This is a genomic window from Laceyella sacchari, assembly GCF_024927925.1.
In the GTDB taxonomy this organism is placed as follows: domain Bacteria; phylum Bacillota; class Bacilli; order Thermoactinomycetales; family Thermoactinomycetaceae; genus Laceyella; species Laceyella sacchari.
This window is the reverse complement of record NZ_CP103866.1, coordinates 182,503-201,108: the sequence shown is the minus strand read 5'-3', so window position 1 is coordinate 201,108 and position 18,606 is coordinate 182,503. Positions and strand designations below refer to the sequence as shown.

Annotated in this window: 21 protein-coding genes; all 21 read right to left on the bottom strand. The window is 41.9% G+C overall.

The window, feature by feature from the left end; genetic code table 11:
- Positions 1–125 precede the first annotated feature (125 nt).
- Entirely contained in the window at positions 126–443 is a 318-nt protein-coding gene (locus NYR52_RS00955; protein ID WP_259436134.1) for a hypothetical protein, read from the bottom strand.
- A gap of 211 nt (positions 444–654) precedes the next feature.
- Positions 655–1,497, bottom strand: coding sequence for a M23 family metallopeptidase (locus NYR52_RS00950; protein WP_259436133.1), 843 nt, complete (start codon positions 1,495–1,497; stop codon positions 655–657).
- A gap of 40 nt (positions 1,498–1,537) precedes the next feature.
- Complete coding sequence (locus tag NYR52_RS00945) at positions 1,538–1,912, bottom strand: TadE/TadG family type IV pilus assembly protein (RefSeq protein ID WP_375163189.1); 375 nt, start codon at positions 1,910–1,912, stop codon at positions 1,538–1,540.
- 26 nt (positions 1,913–1,938) lie between these two features.
- A complete protein-coding gene (locus NYR52_RS00940; RefSeq protein ID WP_259436131.1) occupies positions 1,939–2,499 on the bottom strand; it encodes a TadE/TadG family type IV pilus assembly protein in 561 nt (186 codons plus the stop codon).
- A gap of 25 nt (positions 2,500–2,524) precedes the next feature.
- Entirely contained in the window at positions 2,525–3,304 is a 780-nt protein-coding gene (locus NYR52_RS00935) for a hypothetical protein (RefSeq protein ID WP_259436130.1), read from the bottom strand.
- Positions 3,305–3,348: 44 nt separating this feature from the next.
- Positions 3,349–4,290, bottom strand: a complete 942-nt coding sequence (locus tag NYR52_RS00930; RefSeq protein WP_102991290.1) for a hypothetical protein — start codon at positions 4,288–4,290, stop codon at positions 3,349–3,351.
- A gap of 203 nt (positions 4,291–4,493) precedes the next feature.
- Positions 4,494–5,279: a hypothetical protein gene (locus NYR52_RS00925; RefSeq protein ID WP_259436129.1), complete on the bottom strand. Its 786-nt coding sequence runs from the start codon at positions 5,277–5,279 to the stop codon at positions 4,494–4,496.
- 46 nt (positions 5,280–5,325) lie between these two features.
- The gene (locus tag NYR52_RS00920; RefSeq protein WP_259436128.1) at positions 5,326–6,276 is read right to left on the bottom strand and encodes a hypothetical protein; all 951 of its coding nucleotides are present in this window, start codon (positions 6,274–6,276) and stop codon (positions 5,326–5,328) included.
- Positions 6,277–6,477: 201 nt separating this feature from the next.
- Complete coding sequence (locus tag NYR52_RS00915) at positions 6,478–7,260, bottom strand: hypothetical protein (protein ID WP_259436127.1); 783 nt, start codon at positions 7,258–7,260, stop codon at positions 6,478–6,480.
- 47 nt (positions 7,261–7,307) lie between these two features.
- Positions 7,308–8,279 (bottom strand): hypothetical protein, encoded by a 972-nt coding sequence (locus NYR52_RS00910; protein ID WP_259436126.1) that lies wholly within the window; start codon positions 8,277–8,279, stop codon positions 7,308–7,310.
- 191 nt (positions 8,280–8,470) lie between these two features.
- Complete coding sequence (locus tag NYR52_RS00905; RefSeq protein ID WP_106342767.1) at positions 8,471–9,253, bottom strand: hypothetical protein; 783 nt, start codon at positions 9,251–9,253, stop codon at positions 8,471–8,473.
- Between the two features lie 46 nt (positions 9,254–9,299).
- Positions 9,300–10,250, bottom strand: a complete 951-nt coding sequence (locus tag NYR52_RS00900; RefSeq protein WP_259436125.1) for a hypothetical protein — start codon at positions 10,248–10,250, stop codon at positions 9,300–9,302.
- Positions 10,251–10,271: 21 nt separating this feature from the next.
- Entirely contained in the window at positions 10,272–10,943 is a 672-nt protein-coding gene (locus NYR52_RS00895) for a hypothetical protein (RefSeq protein ID WP_259436124.1), read from the bottom strand.
- Between the two features lie 38 nt (positions 10,944–10,981).
- A complete protein-coding gene (locus tag NYR52_RS00890; RefSeq protein ID WP_259436123.1) occupies positions 10,982–12,304 on the bottom strand; it encodes a vWA domain-containing protein in 1,323 nt (440 codons plus the stop codon).
- 76 nt (positions 12,305–12,380) lie between these two features.
- On the bottom strand, positions 12,381–12,674 hold the full coding sequence (locus NYR52_RS00885; RefSeq protein ID WP_259436122.1) for a hypothetical protein: 294 nt from the start codon (positions 12,672–12,674) through the stop codon (positions 12,381–12,383).
- Between the two features lie 54 nt (positions 12,675–12,728).
- Positions 12,729–13,646 (bottom strand): type II secretion system F family protein, encoded by a 918-nt coding sequence (locus NYR52_RS00880; RefSeq protein ID WP_259436121.1) that lies wholly within the window; start codon positions 13,644–13,646, stop codon positions 12,729–12,731.
- A 15-nt stretch (positions 13,647–13,661) separates the two neighbouring features.
- Positions 13,662–14,585: a type II secretion system F family protein gene (locus NYR52_RS00875; RefSeq protein ID WP_259436120.1), complete on the bottom strand. Its 924-nt coding sequence runs from the start codon at positions 14,583–14,585 to the stop codon at positions 13,662–13,664.
- Positions 14,582–15,946, bottom strand: a complete 1,365-nt coding sequence (locus tag NYR52_RS00870) for a TadA family conjugal transfer-associated ATPase (protein WP_106342760.1) — start codon at positions 15,944–15,946, stop codon at positions 14,582–14,584. Before NYR52_RS00870 ends, NYR52_RS00875 begins: the two co-directional genes overlap by 4 nt.
- A 20-nt stretch (positions 15,947–15,966) precedes the next feature.
- Positions 15,967–16,713, bottom strand: a complete 747-nt coding sequence (locus tag NYR52_RS00865) for a CpaB family protein (RefSeq protein ID WP_259436119.1) — start codon at positions 16,711–16,713, stop codon at positions 15,967–15,969.
- 19 nt (positions 16,714–16,732) lie between these two features.
- A complete protein-coding gene (locus NYR52_RS00860) occupies positions 16,733–17,179 on the bottom strand; it encodes a prepilin peptidase (RefSeq protein ID WP_259436118.1) in 447 nt (148 codons plus the stop codon).
- A 14-nt stretch (positions 17,180–17,193) separates the two neighbouring features.
- Positions 17,194–18,372: a CpaE/TadZ family protein gene (locus NYR52_RS00855; protein WP_054095532.1), complete on the bottom strand. Its 1,179-nt coding sequence runs from the start codon at positions 18,370–18,372 to the stop codon at positions 17,194–17,196.
- Between the last annotated feature and the right edge of the window lie 234 nt (positions 18,373–18,606).

Below are 18,606 nucleotides of genomic sequence, written 5' to 3'. Positions count from 1 at the left end.
AAGGTATTTAGTTACCAAACTGATACAGACACTTTTCCCATAGCCTGCCGAACAAGCATCTATCTATTTACTCAGCGGTCAAAGCAGCCCAGCTTTTCCTTGCTCAATGAGAAATGACCGCGTTTTTAATTTAAATGATACATTGAGATATACGCGTCCATTGTTTTTTTCCAATGTTGCACGAAAATCTCCTCATCACATGTATATTTACGACTTCCCACACCCGCCGACGTGGTTCCGTCATAATTGCTCCTGATCCGTATTCCCTGAGACCCGCAATCTTGGGTGGACGTATAAAGATAATACTCCACAATGAGATCCCTGATCGTTAGCCCTTCATCTTGAACCAACATAATCACAAATTCCCAAACCACATCGGCATTTAAATCCGACGGGCGGTTTTCTTTTAAAAACCAAACCAACTTTTCTGTTTTGTTTTGCATTTGGGTTGCCTCTTTTCTATAAGACTTCCATTCGATTAAGTGCCTGTTTGGTAATAGAGCCGTAACTCCAAACCGTTTACTCATTCACTTCACGTATAACGAGGCGCTCATCGTGAAAGGGTTTCCCGGTGCTACTATTGTCATCTTGTCGAAATGATTTAGCCATTACACCATACAAACAAAAAAGTCGCCCCATCATTTGGTGAGCGACTTAACTTTTAGAAATATACCTCAAGGGGTCTACTGGCTGACCGTTAACATGCACTTCAAAGTGCAAATGAGGACCTGTTGACCACCCAGCACTTCCGATCCCAGCTATATGATCTCCCCGCTTCACTTGTTGACCTGGACGAACATAAATATGTTGCGGATACATATGAGCATACCAAGTCTGCAATCCGTTGCCATGATCAATAATGATTAGATTTCCATATCCGTTTGATGTACCAGCTCTTACCACTACTCCGTCTCCAGCCGCATAGATCGGTGTTCCGACAGGGCCAGCTAAGTCGATTCCAGCATGTAATTTTCTAATATGTCTAATAGGATGAAACCGATATCCAAAACGGGAAGTAAGCGCAGCAGATTTTGTAGGTGGCCCCAAAATGCCTCCAGTGGTAATAAAACTACCTCCTGGACCGCCACCAAAACTATATGCCCCAACATATTTTTGTAGAACGGGTGCTTTCGAGGAAGTGTTATAAGTCATGTCAGGCATGCCTTCAGCAAAAATGATCGGGATTTTTATCTTTGCTTTTGCAATCACTTCCTGATCATCAATCTCTAGCTCAAAAGATTCAATGGCCTTTTTTTGATGAGACCCAAAACTCGTTTCAAACTGTTCCTTTGCTTTTTCCTCATCCCCTTCGGTTGAAGCCACCTTCACAGCATCGCGGATGGCTGCTTGAGCATCAAGCACAGCTAACCCGGCAACTACCAACTGCCATGCAACTAATGCCAATAGGAAAAACAACGGCATAATAACGATAAATTCAGTTGTCGAAGCGCCTTTTTTACGCCTAACTGAATAGATCATCTTTGAAAATATTCTCATCTCCGTCCTCCAATTGAATATACTATTCTTCCACTCGGGGCTAATTTATGACAGGAGATTTAGCTTTCGTTTCGAATGAAACAGAAGATGATCCAGGCAAAAAAACAATGTCAATCTCTGTTTTTGCCTCAGCAATCACTTGACCATCTTTAATCTTTACTTCATAAGAAGACAAGTGATAGTTATCTGTGTTTGGAAACACCTTTTTGCCCCTTTCCTCTTCTTTTTCAGGTTTACCCGAAGATGCAGTAAGCCGAACTCCTTCTTTGACTAAGGATTGTGTTTCCATCACTGCCATTCCGGCAACGAAAAATTGCCATACAACCAAACACATAAAAAAAACCAAGGGAATAATTGTGATAAATTCCAATGTGGCAGACCCTTTTCTCTTCCTACTCCCCTGGTTCTCTCTCATATTCAATGGACTACCCTCCGAAACACTTAGTTTTCAAACGGAATTTCTATTTTGCTCATCTTTGCTGTCCAGCCTGCATAATCACGTTTCGGACCAAAACCAACACCCTTAACATAGACATCTCTGAATTGCTCTGAAAAAATGAGTGAATGGAATTTGACTTTGGCTTCAACTCGAACACGTCCATCCACAAAGAAGATGATTTTGCTCGGTTCCGCACCATTTTGCTTGATATATTTGCTTACAGATTTCTTGATTTCATTTTCATACTTGCTTCTAACGCTTTTGATCACACCATATCGTTTACCCGGGGTTCCTAATACTGCTTCATATGGATCAAGGATTACACCTGTCCCAACCACGGCTTGCATCCGCTCTTGCACTTCTTTATTCACATATTCATCCATTTTCTGCGTCGCCGCCAAACTCCCTGCATCCGCCGCTTTCTGCGCTGTTGCATGATCCATCCATGCAATGACAAGGGAGGCTAGAAACATGAAGAATATCATAAAGATCGGCAAGCCAGCGACCCACATCATTGTCACGTTTCCCCGTTTTCGATTTAACCTACGCAATGACCGTAACATGGGGTCCTCCTGAAGTAGCCAACTTTTATTTAGGATTACGAGTGATAGCCATACTGTTATCTAATGCTTCTTCCTCATTATCCAATACCTCATTATGCAAGAATTGCCTTTTTGCTCTGTCAAACGTTTCCTGATCCCTTGGATGCACATGTGCCGGATGAAGGCGCAAATGGATCAGCCAGAAATGAATAGCGTCAAAAACTTGACCTTTTTTAAACAAAAGGGATATGACATTTTTTCTGTCATCATACGTTTCCATCTGCAAATAGTTATCCCGGAAAAGCAACTCTCCCATCCGGTCATGCCAATCATTCAATGAAGAAAAATCTTGCGGATAAAAGACGCCATTTCTTCCAATTCTAGTTAATGTCGCATTTATTTGCTCGGCAATCTTTTCGTATTCTGATCTCATTTCTAAGATCGATGCAAATGCGTTTTGACATGCATGGATTGAAGGAGATTCTTCACCCTGTGCCAAGCATTTCTTAGTTATATCTAGCGCCTTTACAATACTGTTGCTGTTTCGACGACTATATTGGCGACCCACCTTATAAAAAGTGGTATTAATATGACCAAGTGTTATCGACAATCTCGCCACTTCTCTGATGCTATCCAGTGCAGGGATTTTGCCATCTCTTGTGATGAATAAATATCCTGTTACTTCTTTCCCTTCATAGTAACTGACGCAATAATAATCTTTACCTTCATATCTTACCAAGACAGTAAGAATATCATAACGCTCGCTGGGCTTTTTATATTCTTCAATGATGTCCTTTATTTTCGGAGGAATAGATTGATTATCCAATCATAATTACCACCTTTAAGTTAATTTCCCTACACCATACCTTATTAATCAAACCAACTTTTCACCCATCTCACAGGAGCGGTGACAACTTTTCTAACCGTTTTGTTTCCTGTGAAATACTTGCCGACTGTCGCTGCTCCCCAGACAAGCGCTCCACCTACTGCAAGGCCAACCGCCAATGGGGGACAAGCAGCTCCAATCATCAAACCTGCCGTCAATGCAAGACTACCTAAACCCGCTGTACCTGTCAAAACAGCATCTGCCTGTTGCTGTGATCCATCTGGGCTGTTAAATGCGTAGGTATAGCCAGACACCATTTCAACGGTGGAAAACGCTATCCCTGCCCAGCCCGCAACTTTTGCAACTTTTGACAATGGAGCGACGCTTTTAAGCAAAGTACTTGAATCGGCAGCTGCACCACCAATCGGTGTAGCGAAGTTTCTGAGGTTTTGGATTTTAGTGCCTACATATGGTGCGATATTTGACCAGTTAACAAATTGATGAAGCGTCACACCTTTTTCTATCGCATCCCATGAGTCCATTAAGCCTTGTTGCCAAGTTCTATCCTGTGTAAATATACTTATGCCACCACGAACAATTGCGGAGACAGTTAACGCACCTGTAATCTTTGCGCTACTCGAAAGACCGTTTGGTTCCGACATTGAGGTAGCAACCTCATGAACACCTGCAATTTTTGCAATAAAGAAATCATTGAATGTCCATTTAATGACTTTGTAACCTTGATCAGTCGTTATCCATTCAACAGATTTATCCCAAGCACTTTTTTCTGGATTGGCTTCTTTTTTAGTATCCGCCTTTTTGACGAGATCACCATCTTTTTGCACATCGCCCGACTTTTGCACTTCTTTTACTTGTAAATCGGCATAGGCTGGATATGAGAACGGGATGGTGATGTTGAACAAAATGAAGGCAAGCATAATAATAGCTAGCGACCTTTTATGCTTAGCCATATATTTAAACCACATAATCTCCCTCCTAACTAATTTTTTTAAAGCTGTCACCGCGAGATCCCTAACATCTATAGCTTTTTACGCGTTGCAATTGTTCCACACTATAACAAGCAATGCTAGAAATATAAAAATATCATAAGTCCAGCAAGCCCATTTCCCCACCATAGCCGCTTTCCCATTAATCACTTACACGAGGTTCATGTAAAGTAACCCACTCTTTATTTTGGATTGCGTGTGATTGATAAAATATTGTTTTCTAACTCTTTCTCTTCATCTTCTATAGCCTCATTTTGTAAAAACTTCCTTTTGGCCTTATTAAAAGTGTCTAGATCCCTTGCACTTACATGCCCAGGATGGAGACGCAAATGAATCAACCAAAAACGAAATGCATCAATAACCCTTCCTTTTTTTAACAAAAAGGATATCACTTTTCTTCTATCATCATAGGTTTCCATCTGCACATAATTATCTCTAAACAACAATTCTCCCATCCGCTCATGCCAATCATTTAATGAAGGGAAATCTTCTTGCGAATAAAAGATTCCGCTTCTCCCAATTCTGTTTAATGTTGCATTCATGCACTCGGCAATCTTTTCATACTCAGATCGCATCTCTAAAATGGATTCAAACACCTCTTTACACGCATTGATTGAAGGCAAGTCTTCACCTAATTTTAGACATTTATTTGTTATATCTAGCGCCTTTACTATACTGTTGCTATTTCGACGACTAAACTGGCGACCCACACTGTAAAAAGTAATATTAATATGATTAGCCAATAAGGATAATCTTGCCACTTCACGAATCTTTTCTCGTGCAGGAACGCTTCCTTCTTTTGTGATATACAAATATCCAGTAGTTGTTTTCCCCTTATAGTAACTGACACAGTAATAATCTTCCTCTTCATACCTTACCAATACAGCAAAAATATCATAGCGTTCGCTAGGCTTTTTATGTGCTTCAATGGTATCTATGATATTTGGAGAAATCGATCGTTTATCCAATTATTCTTACCTCCTTTCGAGTCACTCCACCTTCACCATAATCGTATTAATCAAACCAGCTTTTCACCCATCTCACAGGCGCCGTGACAGCTTTCCTAAACGTTTTGCTTTTTCCTGTGAAATACTTGCCAACTGTCGCTGCTCCCCAGACAAGAGCTCCACCTACTGCAAGGCCAACTGCCAATGGAGGACAAGCAGCCCCAATCATCAAGCCCGCCGTTAACGCTAGGCTTCCGAGACCAGCAACACCATTTAATACACCATCAGCCTGGCTTTTTGATCCATCCTGGCTATAAAATGCAGAACCAAATCCAGACGCCATTTCAACGGTGGAAAAAGCAATCCCCGCCCAACCGGCAACTTTTCCAATCGTTGTTAATGGAGCAGTACTTTTGAGCAAGGTACTTGAACTCACACCTGCTTCACCAAACTGTGCAATATACCTTGGGGCATTTAATCTAGCACCAATATATGGTATGATTTTATCCCATGCAACGAATTGGTGAAGTGTTACTCCTTTTTCTAGCGCATCCCAACTATCCAATGCTGCTTGTTTCCATCCATCTTTGACAAATATGCCAATACCACCACGAACAATCGCCGAGAGTGTGAGCAAGGTCGTCCACTTAATAGAACTCCTAGCGGAAGCATTAATATTGCCATTACCGTATTCTTTAATTACCGACTCAGCACCGACAATTTTTGTGAAGAAAAAATCGTTAATCGTCCACTTAATCGCTTTATAAGCTTGCCCCTCCGATACCCACTCAAATGACTTCCCTAAAACACTTTTATCTTCTGGAACAGCTTCTTTTTTAGCATCCGCCTTTTTGACGACATCACCATCTTTTTGCACATCGCCAGACTTTTGCACTTCTTTCACTTGTAAATCGGCATAGGCTGGATATGAGAACGGGATAGTGATGTTAAACAAAATAAAGGCAAGCATAATGATGGCAAACAATCTTTTATGCTTGACCATATATTTAAACCACATACTCCCTCTCCTAACTAGTTTTTTAACTGTCACCATGAATTTCTTTTACATCTATAGCTTTTTACGCGTTGCAATTGTTCCACACTATAACAAGCAATGCTAGAAATATAAACATATCATAAGTCCAGCAAGCCCATTTCCCCACCATAGCCGCTTTCCCATTAATCACTTACACGAGGTTCATGTAAAGTAACCCACTCTTTATTTTGGATTGCGTGTGATTGATAAAATATTGTTTTCTAACTCTTTCTCTTCATCTTCTATAGCCTCATTTTGTAAAAACTTCCTTTTGACCTTATTAAAATTGTCTAGATCCCTTGCACTTACATGCCCAGGATGAAGGCGCAAATGAATCAACCAGAAACGGAGCGCATCAATGATTCTTCCTTTTTTCAACAAAAAGGATATCACTTTTCTTCTATCATCATAGGTTTCCATCTGCACATAATTATCTCTGAATAACAATTCTCCTAACCGAAGATGCAAATCATTCAATGGAGAATAATCTTGTGGATGAAAGATCCCGCTTCTCCCAATTCTGTTTAATGTCGCATTCAGGCGCTCGGCAGTCTCATCATATTCAGATCGCATCGCTAAGATGGATTCAAACGCTTCTTTACACGCATCGATGGAAGGCAAGTCTTCGCCTAATTTTAGACACTTATTTGTTATATTTAGCGCCTTTACTATACTGTTGCTGTTTCGACGACTAAACTGGCGACCCACACTGTAAAAAGTAAGATTAATATAATTAGCCGCTATGGATAATCTTGCCACTTCACGAATCTTTTCTCGTGCAGGAACGCTTCCTTCTTTTGAGATAAACAAATATCCGGTAGTTGTTTTCCCCTTATAGTAACTGACACAATAATAATCTTCCTCTTCATACCTCACCAATAAAGCAAAAATATCATAACGTTCCCGAGGTTTTTTATTCTCTTCAATGATATCTAAGATTTTCGAAGGAATTGATCGTTTATCCAATTATTCTTCCCCCCTTTCGAGTCACTCCACCTTCAACCATTAAAGTATTAATCAAACCAGCTTTTCACCCATCTCACAGGCGCCGTGACAGCTTTCCTAAACGTTTTGCTTTTTCCTGTGAAATACTTGCCAACTGTCGCTGCTCCCCAGACAAGAGCTCCACCTACTGCAAGGCCAACCGCTAATGGGGGACAAGCAGCCCCAATCATCAAGCCCGCCGTTAACGCTAGGCTTCCGAGCCCAGCAAAACCATTTAATACACCATCAGCCTGGCTTTTTGATCCATCCTGGCTATAAAATGCAGAACCAAATCCAGACACCATTTCAACGGTGGAAAAAGCGATCCCCGCCCAACCCGCAATTTTCCCAACTGTTGTTAATGGAGCGGTACTTTTTAGCAAGGAACTAGAATTGGCCGCCGCTTCTCCGATAGTTCCAGCGGCTTCACCAAACTGTCCACCGAATCTTATAGCATTAAACCCAGTTCTTGCAACTTGTACGACATTTTCCCATGCAACGAATTGGTGAAGTGTTACTCCTTTTTCTAGCGCATCCCAACTATCCAATGCTGCTTGTTTCCATCCATCTTTGACAAATATGCCAATACCACCACGAACAATCGCCGAGAGTGTGAGCAAGGTCGTCCACTTAATAGAACTCCTAGCGGAAGCATTAATATTGCCATTACCGTATTCTTTAATTACCGACTCAGCACCGACAATTTTTGTGAAGAAAAAATCGTTAATCGTCCACTTAATCGCTTTATAAGCCACCCCATCCGATACCCACTCAAATGACTTCCCTAAAACACTTTTATCTTCTGGAACAGCTTCTTTTTTAGCATCCGCCTTTTTGACGACATCACCATCTTTTTGCACATCGCCAGACTTTTGCACTTCTTTCACTTGTAAATCAGCATAGGCTGGATATGAGAACGGGATAGTGATGTTAAACAAAATAAAGGCAAGCATAATGATGGCAAACAATCTTTTATGCTTGACCATATATTTAAACCACATACTCCCTCTCCTAACTAGTTTTTTAACTGTCACCATGAATTTCTTTTACATCTATAGCTTTTTACCCGTTGCAATTGATCCACACTATAACAAGCAATGCTAGAAATCATAAGTCCAGCAAGCCCGTCTCCCCACCATAGCCGCTTTCCCCTTAATCACTTACACAAGGTTCATGTAAAGTAACCCACTCTTTATTTTGGATTGCGAATAATAGGTAAAATATTGTTTTCGAAAGCTTTCTCTTCGTCTAATGGCTTATTTTGTAAAAACTTCCTTTTCCCTTTGTTAAAAGTATCTAGATCCCTTGCATTTACATGCCCAGGATGGAGGCGCAAATGAATCAACCAAAAACGAAACGCATCAATAATTCTTCCTTTTTTTAATAAAAGGGATATGACTTTTCTTCTATCATCATAGGTTTCCATCTGCACATAATTATCTCTAAACAACAATTCTCCCATCCGCTCATGCCAATCACTCAATTGAGAATAATCTTCTTGTGGATAAAAGATTCCACTTCTCCCAATTCTGTTTAATGTCGCATTCATGCACTCGGCAATCTTTTCATACTCAGATCGCATCGCTAAGATGGATTCAAACGCCTCTTTACACACATCGATGGAAGGCAAGTCTTCGTCTAATTTTAGACATTTATTTGTTATATCTAGCGCCTTTACTATACTGTTGCTATTTCGACGACTAAACTGGCGACCTACATTGTAATAAGTAAAATTAATAAAATTAAGTTCTATGGATAACCTAGCCACTTCGCGGATGTCTTCTCGTGCAGGAATTTTGCCCTCTCTCGTGATAAACAAATATCCTGTTACATCTTTCCCTTCATCGTAACCGACGCAATAATAATCTTCCTCCTCATACCTAACCAGCACCGAAAGAATATCATAACGCTCACGTGGCTTTTTATGTGCTTCAATAATATCTATGATATTTGGAGGAATTGATCGCTTATTCAATCACTATGACCCCCTTTCAAATCCATTCACTTTCACTATAACCGTATTAATCAAACCAGCTTTTCACCCATCTCACAGGAGCCGTGACACCTTTCCTAAACGTATTGCTTTTTCCTGTGAAATACTTGCCAACTGTCGCTATTCCCCAGACAAGAGCTCCACCCACTGCAAGACCAACCGCCAATGGAGGACAAGCAGCTCCCATCATCAAGCCCGTCGCTAACGCTAGGCTGCCGAACCCAGCAACACCATTTAATACGCCATCAGCTTGGCTTTTTGACCCATCCTGGCTATAAAATGCAGAACCAAATCCAGACACCATTTCAGCAGTGGAAAAAGCAATTCCCGCCCAACCCGCAACTTTGCCAACTGGTGTTAATGGAGAAGTGCTTTTAAGTAAGGAACTTGAACTAACAGCTGCTTCACCAATAGTTCCTATTTTTATTGCGTTAGTGGCACGTTCAGTTACGAATGGTATGATTTTTCCCCATGCAACGAATTGGTTAAGTGTTACTCCTTTTTCTAACGCATCCCAACTATCCAATGCTGCTTGTTTCCATCCATCTTTGACAAATATGCCAATACCACCACGAACAATCGCCGAGAGTGTGAGCAAGGTCGTCCACTTAATAGAACTCCTAGCGGAAGCATTAATATTGCCATTACCGTATTCTTTAATTACCGACTCAGCACCGACAATTTTTGTGAAGAAAAAATCGTTAATCGTCCACTTAATCGCTTTATAAGCTTGCCCCTCCGATACCCACTCAAATGACTTCTCTAACACACTTTTATCTTCTGGAACAGCTTCTTTTTTGGCATCAGCTTTTTTAACTACATCACCATTTTTTACCACATCGCCTGCCTTTTGCACTTCTTTCACTTGTAAATCGGCATAAGCTGAATATGAGAAAGGAATAGTGATGTTAAACAATATAAAAGCAAGCATAATGATGGCAAACAATCTTTTATGCTTGTTGATGTGTTTAAACAGCATAATCCCTCTCCTGCATCCTGTTTAGTAAACTTCCCAATCATAGTAATAATGACCTACCACAAATGTAAGGTAAGGAAGAATAAACATATTAAAAACAAGTTGAATGATATTTATGAGAAACAGGCTATCCAAAGTATAAAGCGACAAAAACAGGGTCACAAAATTCATTAGCATGGTTAATATGCTCAATAAAAACGTAACACCCATTACTTGAAATAACCTTGTCTTCCCTACTTGAAATGCTCTTTTCAACCCACTGAACCAACTTTCCCCTTCAAACACAACAACATAAGGATAGAGAATAAACAGCATAAGTAAGATCAAGCCTGGAACAATAAACAGCACCGTGCCAAGCGTTACAAGGATGGCAATAATCGCCCCTACCACATACACAGGAAGCATATGTTCAAAGAACACTCGGTATCCTTCACTTATACTTGTTTCTTCTTCGATCAACTTGCTTTTAACCAAATAAATAAATGGAATTTGGCTGATAAAGATAGTAATGGTAGAAAAGATAAATTGTGGGTAACTCCCTAATTCCGAAACGCCTACTGTTGCAAAGAGATTATAATAGTAGGTGGATACAAACTGATTGATAAAGAAGAGTGGAAACGCAATGGTAAATCCAAAAAGAAGGATGTACAATAGCTTATCTTTGTACAAAGATAAGCTATCTACATAATTTTTCATGACTGAACCACCTCTAAAATATCGATTTGTCTTGGTAATTAGTTGGCATCATATTCATCCATTTTGTTCTCGCCTTTTTTCTCTACGAGCTCTTCTATTTTCTCTTGGTTCTCCTTTAAGAGTTTTATTAAGGATTCATAACGACTCTTTCTATATTTGTCAATTTTATCCTCGCGATTATTGATCAACTCTCTGGCTTTATCAGCTTCTTCGATAGACAGTTTATCTCTACTCTGCAAATGGCTCACGGCAACTCTCATACGATGTGACTCTGTCATAGATAATTTATCTAATCCAAGTCCACCAAAAGTAAGTCTTTGTAATTCACGTTCCTTTCGAGTAAATTGTTGAATAATGTTGCTAGTATTTCTAACTTTCCACATTAACCATTCTTCCCAGATTTTCATTCTTTGGGCATCAAAATATCGCCGCAATCCTTCATCATTACGTACTGTTGCATATTCACCGCCGCCAGCCTTAGCGACTTCCTGCAACGCCTTTTGACCTGCATTATCCACATCAAATCCGATAATATTTACCACGGCTTTGACATTGGATTTATTCAACTCTTGCGCCACTTGAACCGGATTCCCGCCACAAGTTTCAATGCCGTCACTTACTACATAAATCAAATTTTCTGAGGGACCATTTATTTTCGATAGATCATTGGCAGCTTCTTTCATCGCCAATGCAATCGGCGTCCATCCAGTGGGGTTAAACGTGTCCAACGCCTTGCTAAACGTTTGTTGATCGTATTTACCCAAAGGATAAACGACTTCGGTGCTTTTACAAGAGATGTCTTTATCTTTATCAGCATTGCTACCTTTATGGCCATACACCCTTAAAGAGACATTTGCATGTGTAGAAAGTGAAGAAGCAAAACGGGAAACTGCTTGTTTTGCAAGGGTCATTTTGGAAAAGCCATCAACCTTACCAGCCATGCTTCCTGAGGAGTCGACCAGGATCATGACATTCAACTGCTTACCTGTAGGCGTTTTTAAGTCACCTGGGTCGCCACTTACAGTATATGTAGTATCAAATGCATCCAATTTTTTTACATAGGGTTGATAATCTTCTGCTAAAAGTTCAACTAACTTTTGGTATGCTTGTTCACCCGTGAGATTTTTAGGCAATGCATCCAACTCTTTGTTGACATTTTCTTTATGATAGGCATCACCCGCATATTTGCCAGGACCTTCTTTTAATATATCTTCGATTTCTGTCGCATACGCTTTTTTAGTTTCTTTGTTTTGCTTTCCCGCTACTCCCTCTTCTGTCTTGGAGACGGGTGTGGAACAGCCGGCAATGGCAACGGAAACGACAACAAGACCACTTACCACCTTGGCATAAAATGCATTCAATATACTCACCTCTTAAAATAAGAATATATGGTTTGCACTAAAGCAAACCATATATTCTATTGTTCCAACTAGCATCTTACTTGACTTCTTCCAAATTACCAGATTGATTAACCACATTTTGTACTTTACTTTTTAGTGTTTCTGTGATCTCATTATCCTCCCCACCTTTAAAAGCAAAGAGCAAGAGACCGGCAAAAGCGGCACCAGCGGCAATGATAATAACATACTCAAGCGTTGGAGAACCTTTTTTGCTGAGAGGCTTGAAGCTAGGCAAAAATTCTTTTACACGTTCCCAACGATAAGTCCACAAAGCTTTTTTTCCATGATGAATTCCTCCTAGATAATAGTAAAAAGAGTGCTGTTCAACCAACGACAACTTCCTACATTATATTCCCGTTTTTTTCAGTTCTCACCTCCTTAAATGCTAAATGCCACCAAAAATATCTCGTGCAATAAAATAGCTATAGATAATGGCACTAAGCATGAGCAACATAATTGACGGAGCAATGATCAACCCACTTACTAAGGAAATCTTTGGCGCCGCCTTACCAGCTGCTTCTTTTGCATGCTCTGTCCGCATCCGTCTCATCTCTTCTGCTTGCTGGGCAAATGTTTGAGCAATTGGGGTACCCAGATTATGAGCTTGGATCAAAGACTGGATCAATGCTTCCAATTCCGACGATTCTGTTCTGCTAATCAGCGATCTGTAAGCTGCCTCACGTTGCACACCAAACTTGACTTCCTGATTCAAACGGGCCAATTCTTCACTTAATGGCCCTTGCGTGGTTTCTACATAGTAGGCAAAGGCGTCATCCATCGACATACCCGCCTGTAAGGTGATACTCATCATATCCAGAAAATCAGGCAGATCCAAGCGAAGTTGCTCTTGCCTGCTCTTTGCCTTCATTCTCACCCAATATATAGGTGCCATATATCCAACAAACGGAGCAAAAACGGTAATCAAAAAGTCTAGCGGCAAAAAGCCAACGGAATAGTACAGCAACCCAAAGCACAATCCCAAAATAGCCCCTAAGATTTTGGCTCCGTGTAAGCGGGCAACCGTCAACTGAAAAGGGTATCCCGCTTTTACCAACGAATCCTCCAGCTCGGTGTCCTCACTTAAGATTTGAATGTTCTTTCCCGTAGGAGCCAGTTTATCCAACCACTGGTGAATCAGCATTCCCCTGCTTACTCTTTTCTTCATTACCTTCCAAGGGGGAATGTGATTATCCAGATTGATGCGTACCTTCTCTTTTTCCATGCTATAGGAGTAATAAGAAATTGCAGCAAAAAACAAGCAAGCCCATATAGCTAATACGAGAATGAGAAGTGTAAATGTCATCTCCTATCCATTCCTCTACACTTTAATGTCGGCGATTCGTTTAATTAAAATAAAGCCGATCACTTGCATAATGATAAAAATGATTAATACGATAATCCCAAAAATATTGGTAAAGAAGTCGAAAAAGTTGTCGATCATTTGACTCATCATAAAAACGATGAGAATCGAAACAACGGGTAGCATATATGCCGAAAAACGTGCTTGCGCCACCGTTGCATCAATGGTCTTGTGAATAATTTTGCGCTCTTCCATCGTACTTGCCATCTCGCTTAAAACACGAGCTAAGTCACCACCCGCTCGCCGTTGGATGATTAAGGCATTTACAAACACCTGCAAATCACGAGAAGGCACACGCTTAGTCAATTCTCTTAAAGATACTTCGACACTTTTTCCAAGTTGCAACTCTTTGACGACCGTATTTAATTCTTCTTTGATCGGTCCACTCATTTCTTTGACAACCAATTCCAAGCCTTGCGGAATAGACAACCCTGCCCTGGCGGCACTACTTAACAGACGACAGGCTTCGGACAATTGGGCATCTATTTTTCGTACATATAAAAACTTACGAGAATTGATCAGCATTCTGGAACCGAGTGGTGTCAGAACACCTGCGATTAACAAACTCATAAAAAACGGGGCATCCAATCCTAAGTAAAGCAGAAAAGTCAACCCCAGCTCCCCTGCTATCAACAAAGCACCATACTCTGAAGGGCGCAGATTAATACTCGCTCGTTTCAATTGAGGAGCCAACTTTTTAGCCCACTCTTGGCTATCAAGCCGATCCGCGAGACGGTCAGACCAACTGATCTCGGTTTTTGTTCCTACATATTTCTCCAGTACTTCATTCGTCTGCCTTTGAGCAGAGCGCATCTCTACCCAGTTGAAGAGAGCCAGCATTGAACACAAGACAGCTAATGCCCCAACAATCGCCTCGGTCACGCTTTCTCTCCTCCTTTTTTCGGGTTGAACATTTCTTTTGCGACACCCACCCCATATGCTTGCAAACGATCAAGACAACTGGGTAAATAGCCAGTTGGGGCGAAGTATCCTTCCACCTTCCCGTCTTTATCTACATTGGTCTGGACAAAGCGGAAAATATCGATCATCTTGACAGAACCGTCTTCCTTTTGCTGCATCTCTGCAATAGCTAACATCTTGCGTTGCCCATCTGGCAACCGTCCGATTTGTACAATGTAGTCAACCGCACTGACAATATACTGGCGAATGATTTCAGATGGCAGATCCATTCCCGACATCATGACCATCCCCTCCAGACGACTCATAGCGTCTTGCGGGGTGTTGGCGTGAACCGTAGTGATAGAACCTTCATGACCCGTGTTCATCGCTTGTAGCATGTCAAACGCCTCCGCACCGCGAACCTCCCCTACGATGATCCGGTCAGGACGCATCCGCAGAGCGTTCCGTACAAGCTGGCGAATCGAAACTTCCCCTTTGCCTTCCACGTTGGCGGGACGCGCTTCCATGCCGACAACATGCGTATGCGGAATGCGGAGCTCCGCCATATCCTCAATGGTGATAATTCGCTCATCTTCTGGAATGAAACACGCCAATGCATTCAGCAGGGTCGTTTTCCCGCTACCCGTACCTCCAGAGATGATAATGTTCAACTTCGCTTTCACCATACTCGTGAGGAATTTGGCCATATCTGGAGTCATGCTGTTAAATGAAATCAAATCCTCCAACCGAATCGGGTCTTTGCGAAACTTACGAATAGAAAGCAACGATCCTTTCAAGCTGATCGGGGGAATTACTGCATTCACACGGCTTCCGTCAGGCAGGCGTGCATCCACCATGGGAGAACTGACGTCAATCCGGCGGCCAATCGGCGCCACAATTCTGTCGATCACATGGCGCAACGCTTCTTCATCGCGAAATTGGATATCCGTTTTATACAATTTACCCTTTTTCTCGTAGAAAACTTCATAAGGACCGTTCACCATGATTTCGGTAATCTCTTCGTCTTCCAACAAGGATTCCAATGGACCGAAGCCCACGGACTCGTTAATAATCCGATTGATGACCCGGTTCCGCTCTTGGCCTGTCAACACGACTTGCTCATCAGCTAAGTATCTGCTAACTAAGCGATCTAGCGTGATACGTAATTCCGATGAGGGCATCTGTGTCAGTTTTTCCAAGTCCGTTTCACGTAGCAACCGAGCTTTAAAGTGTTGTGCCAGTTCATTAACCCGATTATCATCGGCAGGCTTCTGTCTTTCTCTCTCACTGGCGCTTCGACGAATATGCTTTGTTAATCGTTGGTTTTGCGAGAAAATGGCCATCTTCAAAACCATCCTTACTGTTATTGTTGAGGGGTATCCGTTTCCATCGGATTCCCTTGTGTATTGGTTGTTGAATTTTGATTAGGTTGCTTTACCTGTTTTTTAGCTCCTTCTTTTTCGCCAACTTTTCCATTACCCGTGTTCGGAGCTTTCAACACTCTAATAGAGGCTGCCGTATTTTGTATACCGATAAAGTTAGCTGCTTCTTCCAGTGTCATCTCTAACCCTAACCCAGTTACATTTTTATTCGCGTCAATGCCCAAAGCAACAACCTCTACGTTTTTCATGTATATACTCGTCTTCATGTTTTTATCAGTGACGATAATATCTACCAAATCTCGCTGATTAAAGTTATCGTCAAAACCTACACGGTCTGATTTAAAGAGCATAACCATTCTATGGTTTCCTGATCTTAGCTCTGTTTCACGCTTCAGTACATTAGCTGTAAGAATCTCGCCTTTTGAAAGAGGCACTACCGAAACTAATTGGCCAATACTAGCAACCTGCTCTTGCCCTAAAGAAATAGAATTCAGATCAGTAACAATCGAACCCTCCACATATTGCCTTGGCATTGCTTTTTGCTCAAACATCTCTGCATTTAACGGTTTGCGTGAATCAATATTTTCCTTCGCTACATAAACTGGAACAAAATCACCTAATTCAGCATCAACTGCCATCGACTTCTGTAAAAACATATACCCGGCTATCGCAGAAAGTAACAACGCGACAACTAAAAACAATAAGGCTCTTCTCTTTGCATCCTGCATAGATCACACCTGCTTATTTTTATAATTTGGTTAGCACATACGTAAACACCGTGCCAAGTAGAATGAATGGGGCAAATGGGAATTCAGTTTTGCGACCCACTTGGTTCCAACGCACTAGCTTGACGATGAGCAAATAGAGGGCCGCCAACAGGTGGGAGGAGAAAAAGATCAGGAGAAAAGGTTGAAAGCCCAAGGCGAGCCCCAACATGCCAAACAGCTTCACATCTCCTCCGCCGATAGAACGTTCATCGGTTACGACGGCAATCACATAAAGGATGAGAAAGGCGACGAAACCGGTCAACACATAGTTCCACCATGCTTCCGGCCGCTCAAAAAGGCGAGCGAGCACAGCTGCCACGATGCCGATCACGACGAAACGGTCGTAGATTAAGCGGTATTTGAGATCAGTCACCGTTGCCGCGATCAACAATCCTATCAAGACGAGATACAACCCATGCTCAATCAAGGAATTCTCCCGCCTTATGAAGTGGATTTGCCGTTCTTCGATTCAGACAGCAGTTGTTTGGCAAACTTCTGCATGTCCCGGGCGAAGAGTGACAGATTGCGTTCGTTTTTGGCGGTGCGCAATGGCTTGCCGCGATTGATCGCCTGGTCGATGCGTTTTAGATCATCACGGAATTCACCGGCGATATCGAAGCTGAAGCGTTGGCGGATTTCTTTGGCTCCGATTTCGGAGTCGCGGTTTATGCGGTTAACGAGGATTTCCAAACGGTCTGTTGGGTCCACACCAATCATGTTAAATGCGGTCAACACCCGGTTCAATGTGCGCAGGGACAAGGCGTCGGGATTTAGCACGTAAAAAATCTTGTCCGCCTCTTCCAATGCCGCATACGTTAAGTTAGTCATTTCCGCTGGCATGTCGACAAGTATGTAATCATAGTAAAGGCGGGCAGCGCGGAGCAGACGTTCGATATGCTCTTCGGTAATCTGTTCGGCCACTTCTAAATCAGCGGGACTGGCCAACACTTCAACGGCAGAGTGAGGTTCAATCACGGTCACGCTGCGAATATGGTTATCGTTCAACTCATGCAAAACCGGCGTCAAATCATATAGATTGCGGCCGCTTGCAAGATTGAGATACGTTTCCACCCCGCCGAATTGAAAATTGAGATCCACCAACAGCACACTGGAGTTGGATTCCAACTGGAGCGTCTGAGCTAGCGTGGAAGCGATCAAACTTTTGCCGGAACCGCCCTTGCCGCTGTAAAAACCGATTACTTGCCCGCGCCCCCAGGTAAAATTGGCAGCCGCCTCATTCTTGTCGCTATCAGATTGCAACGCGATAACGGCGCGAGACAACACATCGCCTAGCGCATTAATCTCATCCGGGAAAAAGAGAACATCAAACGCTCCTGCGCGGCTGGCGTCACGAATGCGGATTGAATCTTTAGATTCAGTGAGGAAAACAATCTTGACTTGTGTCACTTCACGCAAGATGTAAGGGATCAGCTGCATCCCCAAGCTCCCGACCCCTTCATGCAACAACACGACATCCGGCTGGATCCGGGCAATCTCACGCCGCACTTCTGACGCATAAACATGGCTGATCTGAGGAAACTGAGTGCTTAATCTTTCTCGCAAATCCGTTGCAATCGAATCTTCTTCGGTTATGATTAACAACTTGATATCTGGATACATAAGAAAAGCAAAGCCTCCTTAAATAGCATGCTTTCTCAACAACGATATTTGATGATAGCATCACTATATTTTATCTTAGTAAAAATGAAGTTCAATACTTTCTGCTAAGATTTATTAAATATTTTAAAACCGGGTATTAATTAAACATAATGGGAAATGTATAATCTTATTGGGATTAAATGAAATCTTCCTCCAAGTTTAGCATAATATACTTATATATACCCTCAATCGGTT

Coding starts and splice junctions, on each gene's coding strand:
- NYR52_RS00955 (WP_259436134.1), bottom strand. CDS start 443: ATGCAAAACAAAACAGAAAAGTTGGTTTGGTTTTTAAAAGAAAACCGC.
- NYR52_RS00950 (WP_259436133.1), bottom strand. CDS start 1,497: ATGAGAATATTTTCAAAGATGATCTATTCAGTTAGGCGTAAAAAAGGC.
- NYR52_RS00945 (WP_375163189.1), bottom strand. CDS start 1,912: ATGAGAGAGAACCAGGGGAGTAGGAAGAGAAAAGGGTCTGCCACATTG.
- NYR52_RS00940 (WP_259436131.1), bottom strand. CDS start 2,499: ATGTTACGGTCATTGCGTAGGTTAAATCGAAAACGGGGAAACGTGACA.
- NYR52_RS00930 (WP_102991290.1), bottom strand. CDS start 4,290: ATGTGGTTTAAATATATGGCTAAGCATAAAAGGTCGCTAGCTATTATT.
- NYR52_RS00920 (WP_259436128.1), bottom strand. CDS start 6,276: ATGTGGTTTAAATATATGGTCAAGCATAAAAGATTGTTTGCCATCATT.
- NYR52_RS00910 (WP_259436126.1), bottom strand. CDS start 8,279: ATGTGGTTTAAATATATGGTCAAGCATAAAAGATTGTTTGCCATCATT.
- NYR52_RS00900 (WP_259436125.1), bottom strand. CDS start 10,250: ATGCTGTTTAAACACATCAACAAGCATAAAAGATTGTTTGCCATCATT.
- NYR52_RS00895 (WP_259436124.1), bottom strand. CDS start 10,943: ATGAAAAATTATGTAGATAGCTTATCTTTGTACAAAGATAAGCTATTG.
- NYR52_RS00880 (WP_259436121.1), bottom strand. CDS start 13,646: ATGACATTTACACTTCTCATTCTCGTATTAGCTATATGGGCTTGCTTG.
- NYR52_RS00870 (WP_106342760.1), bottom strand. CDS start 15,946: ATGGCCATTTTCTCGCAAAACCAACGATTAACAAAGCATATTCGTCGA.
- NYR52_RS00865 (WP_259436119.1), bottom strand. CDS start 16,713: ATGCAGGATGCAAAGAGAAGAGCCTTATTGTTTTTAGTTGTCGCGTTG.
- NYR52_RS00855 (WP_054095532.1), bottom strand. CDS start 18,372: ATGTATCCAGATATCAAGTTGTTAATCATAACCGAAGAAGATTCGATT.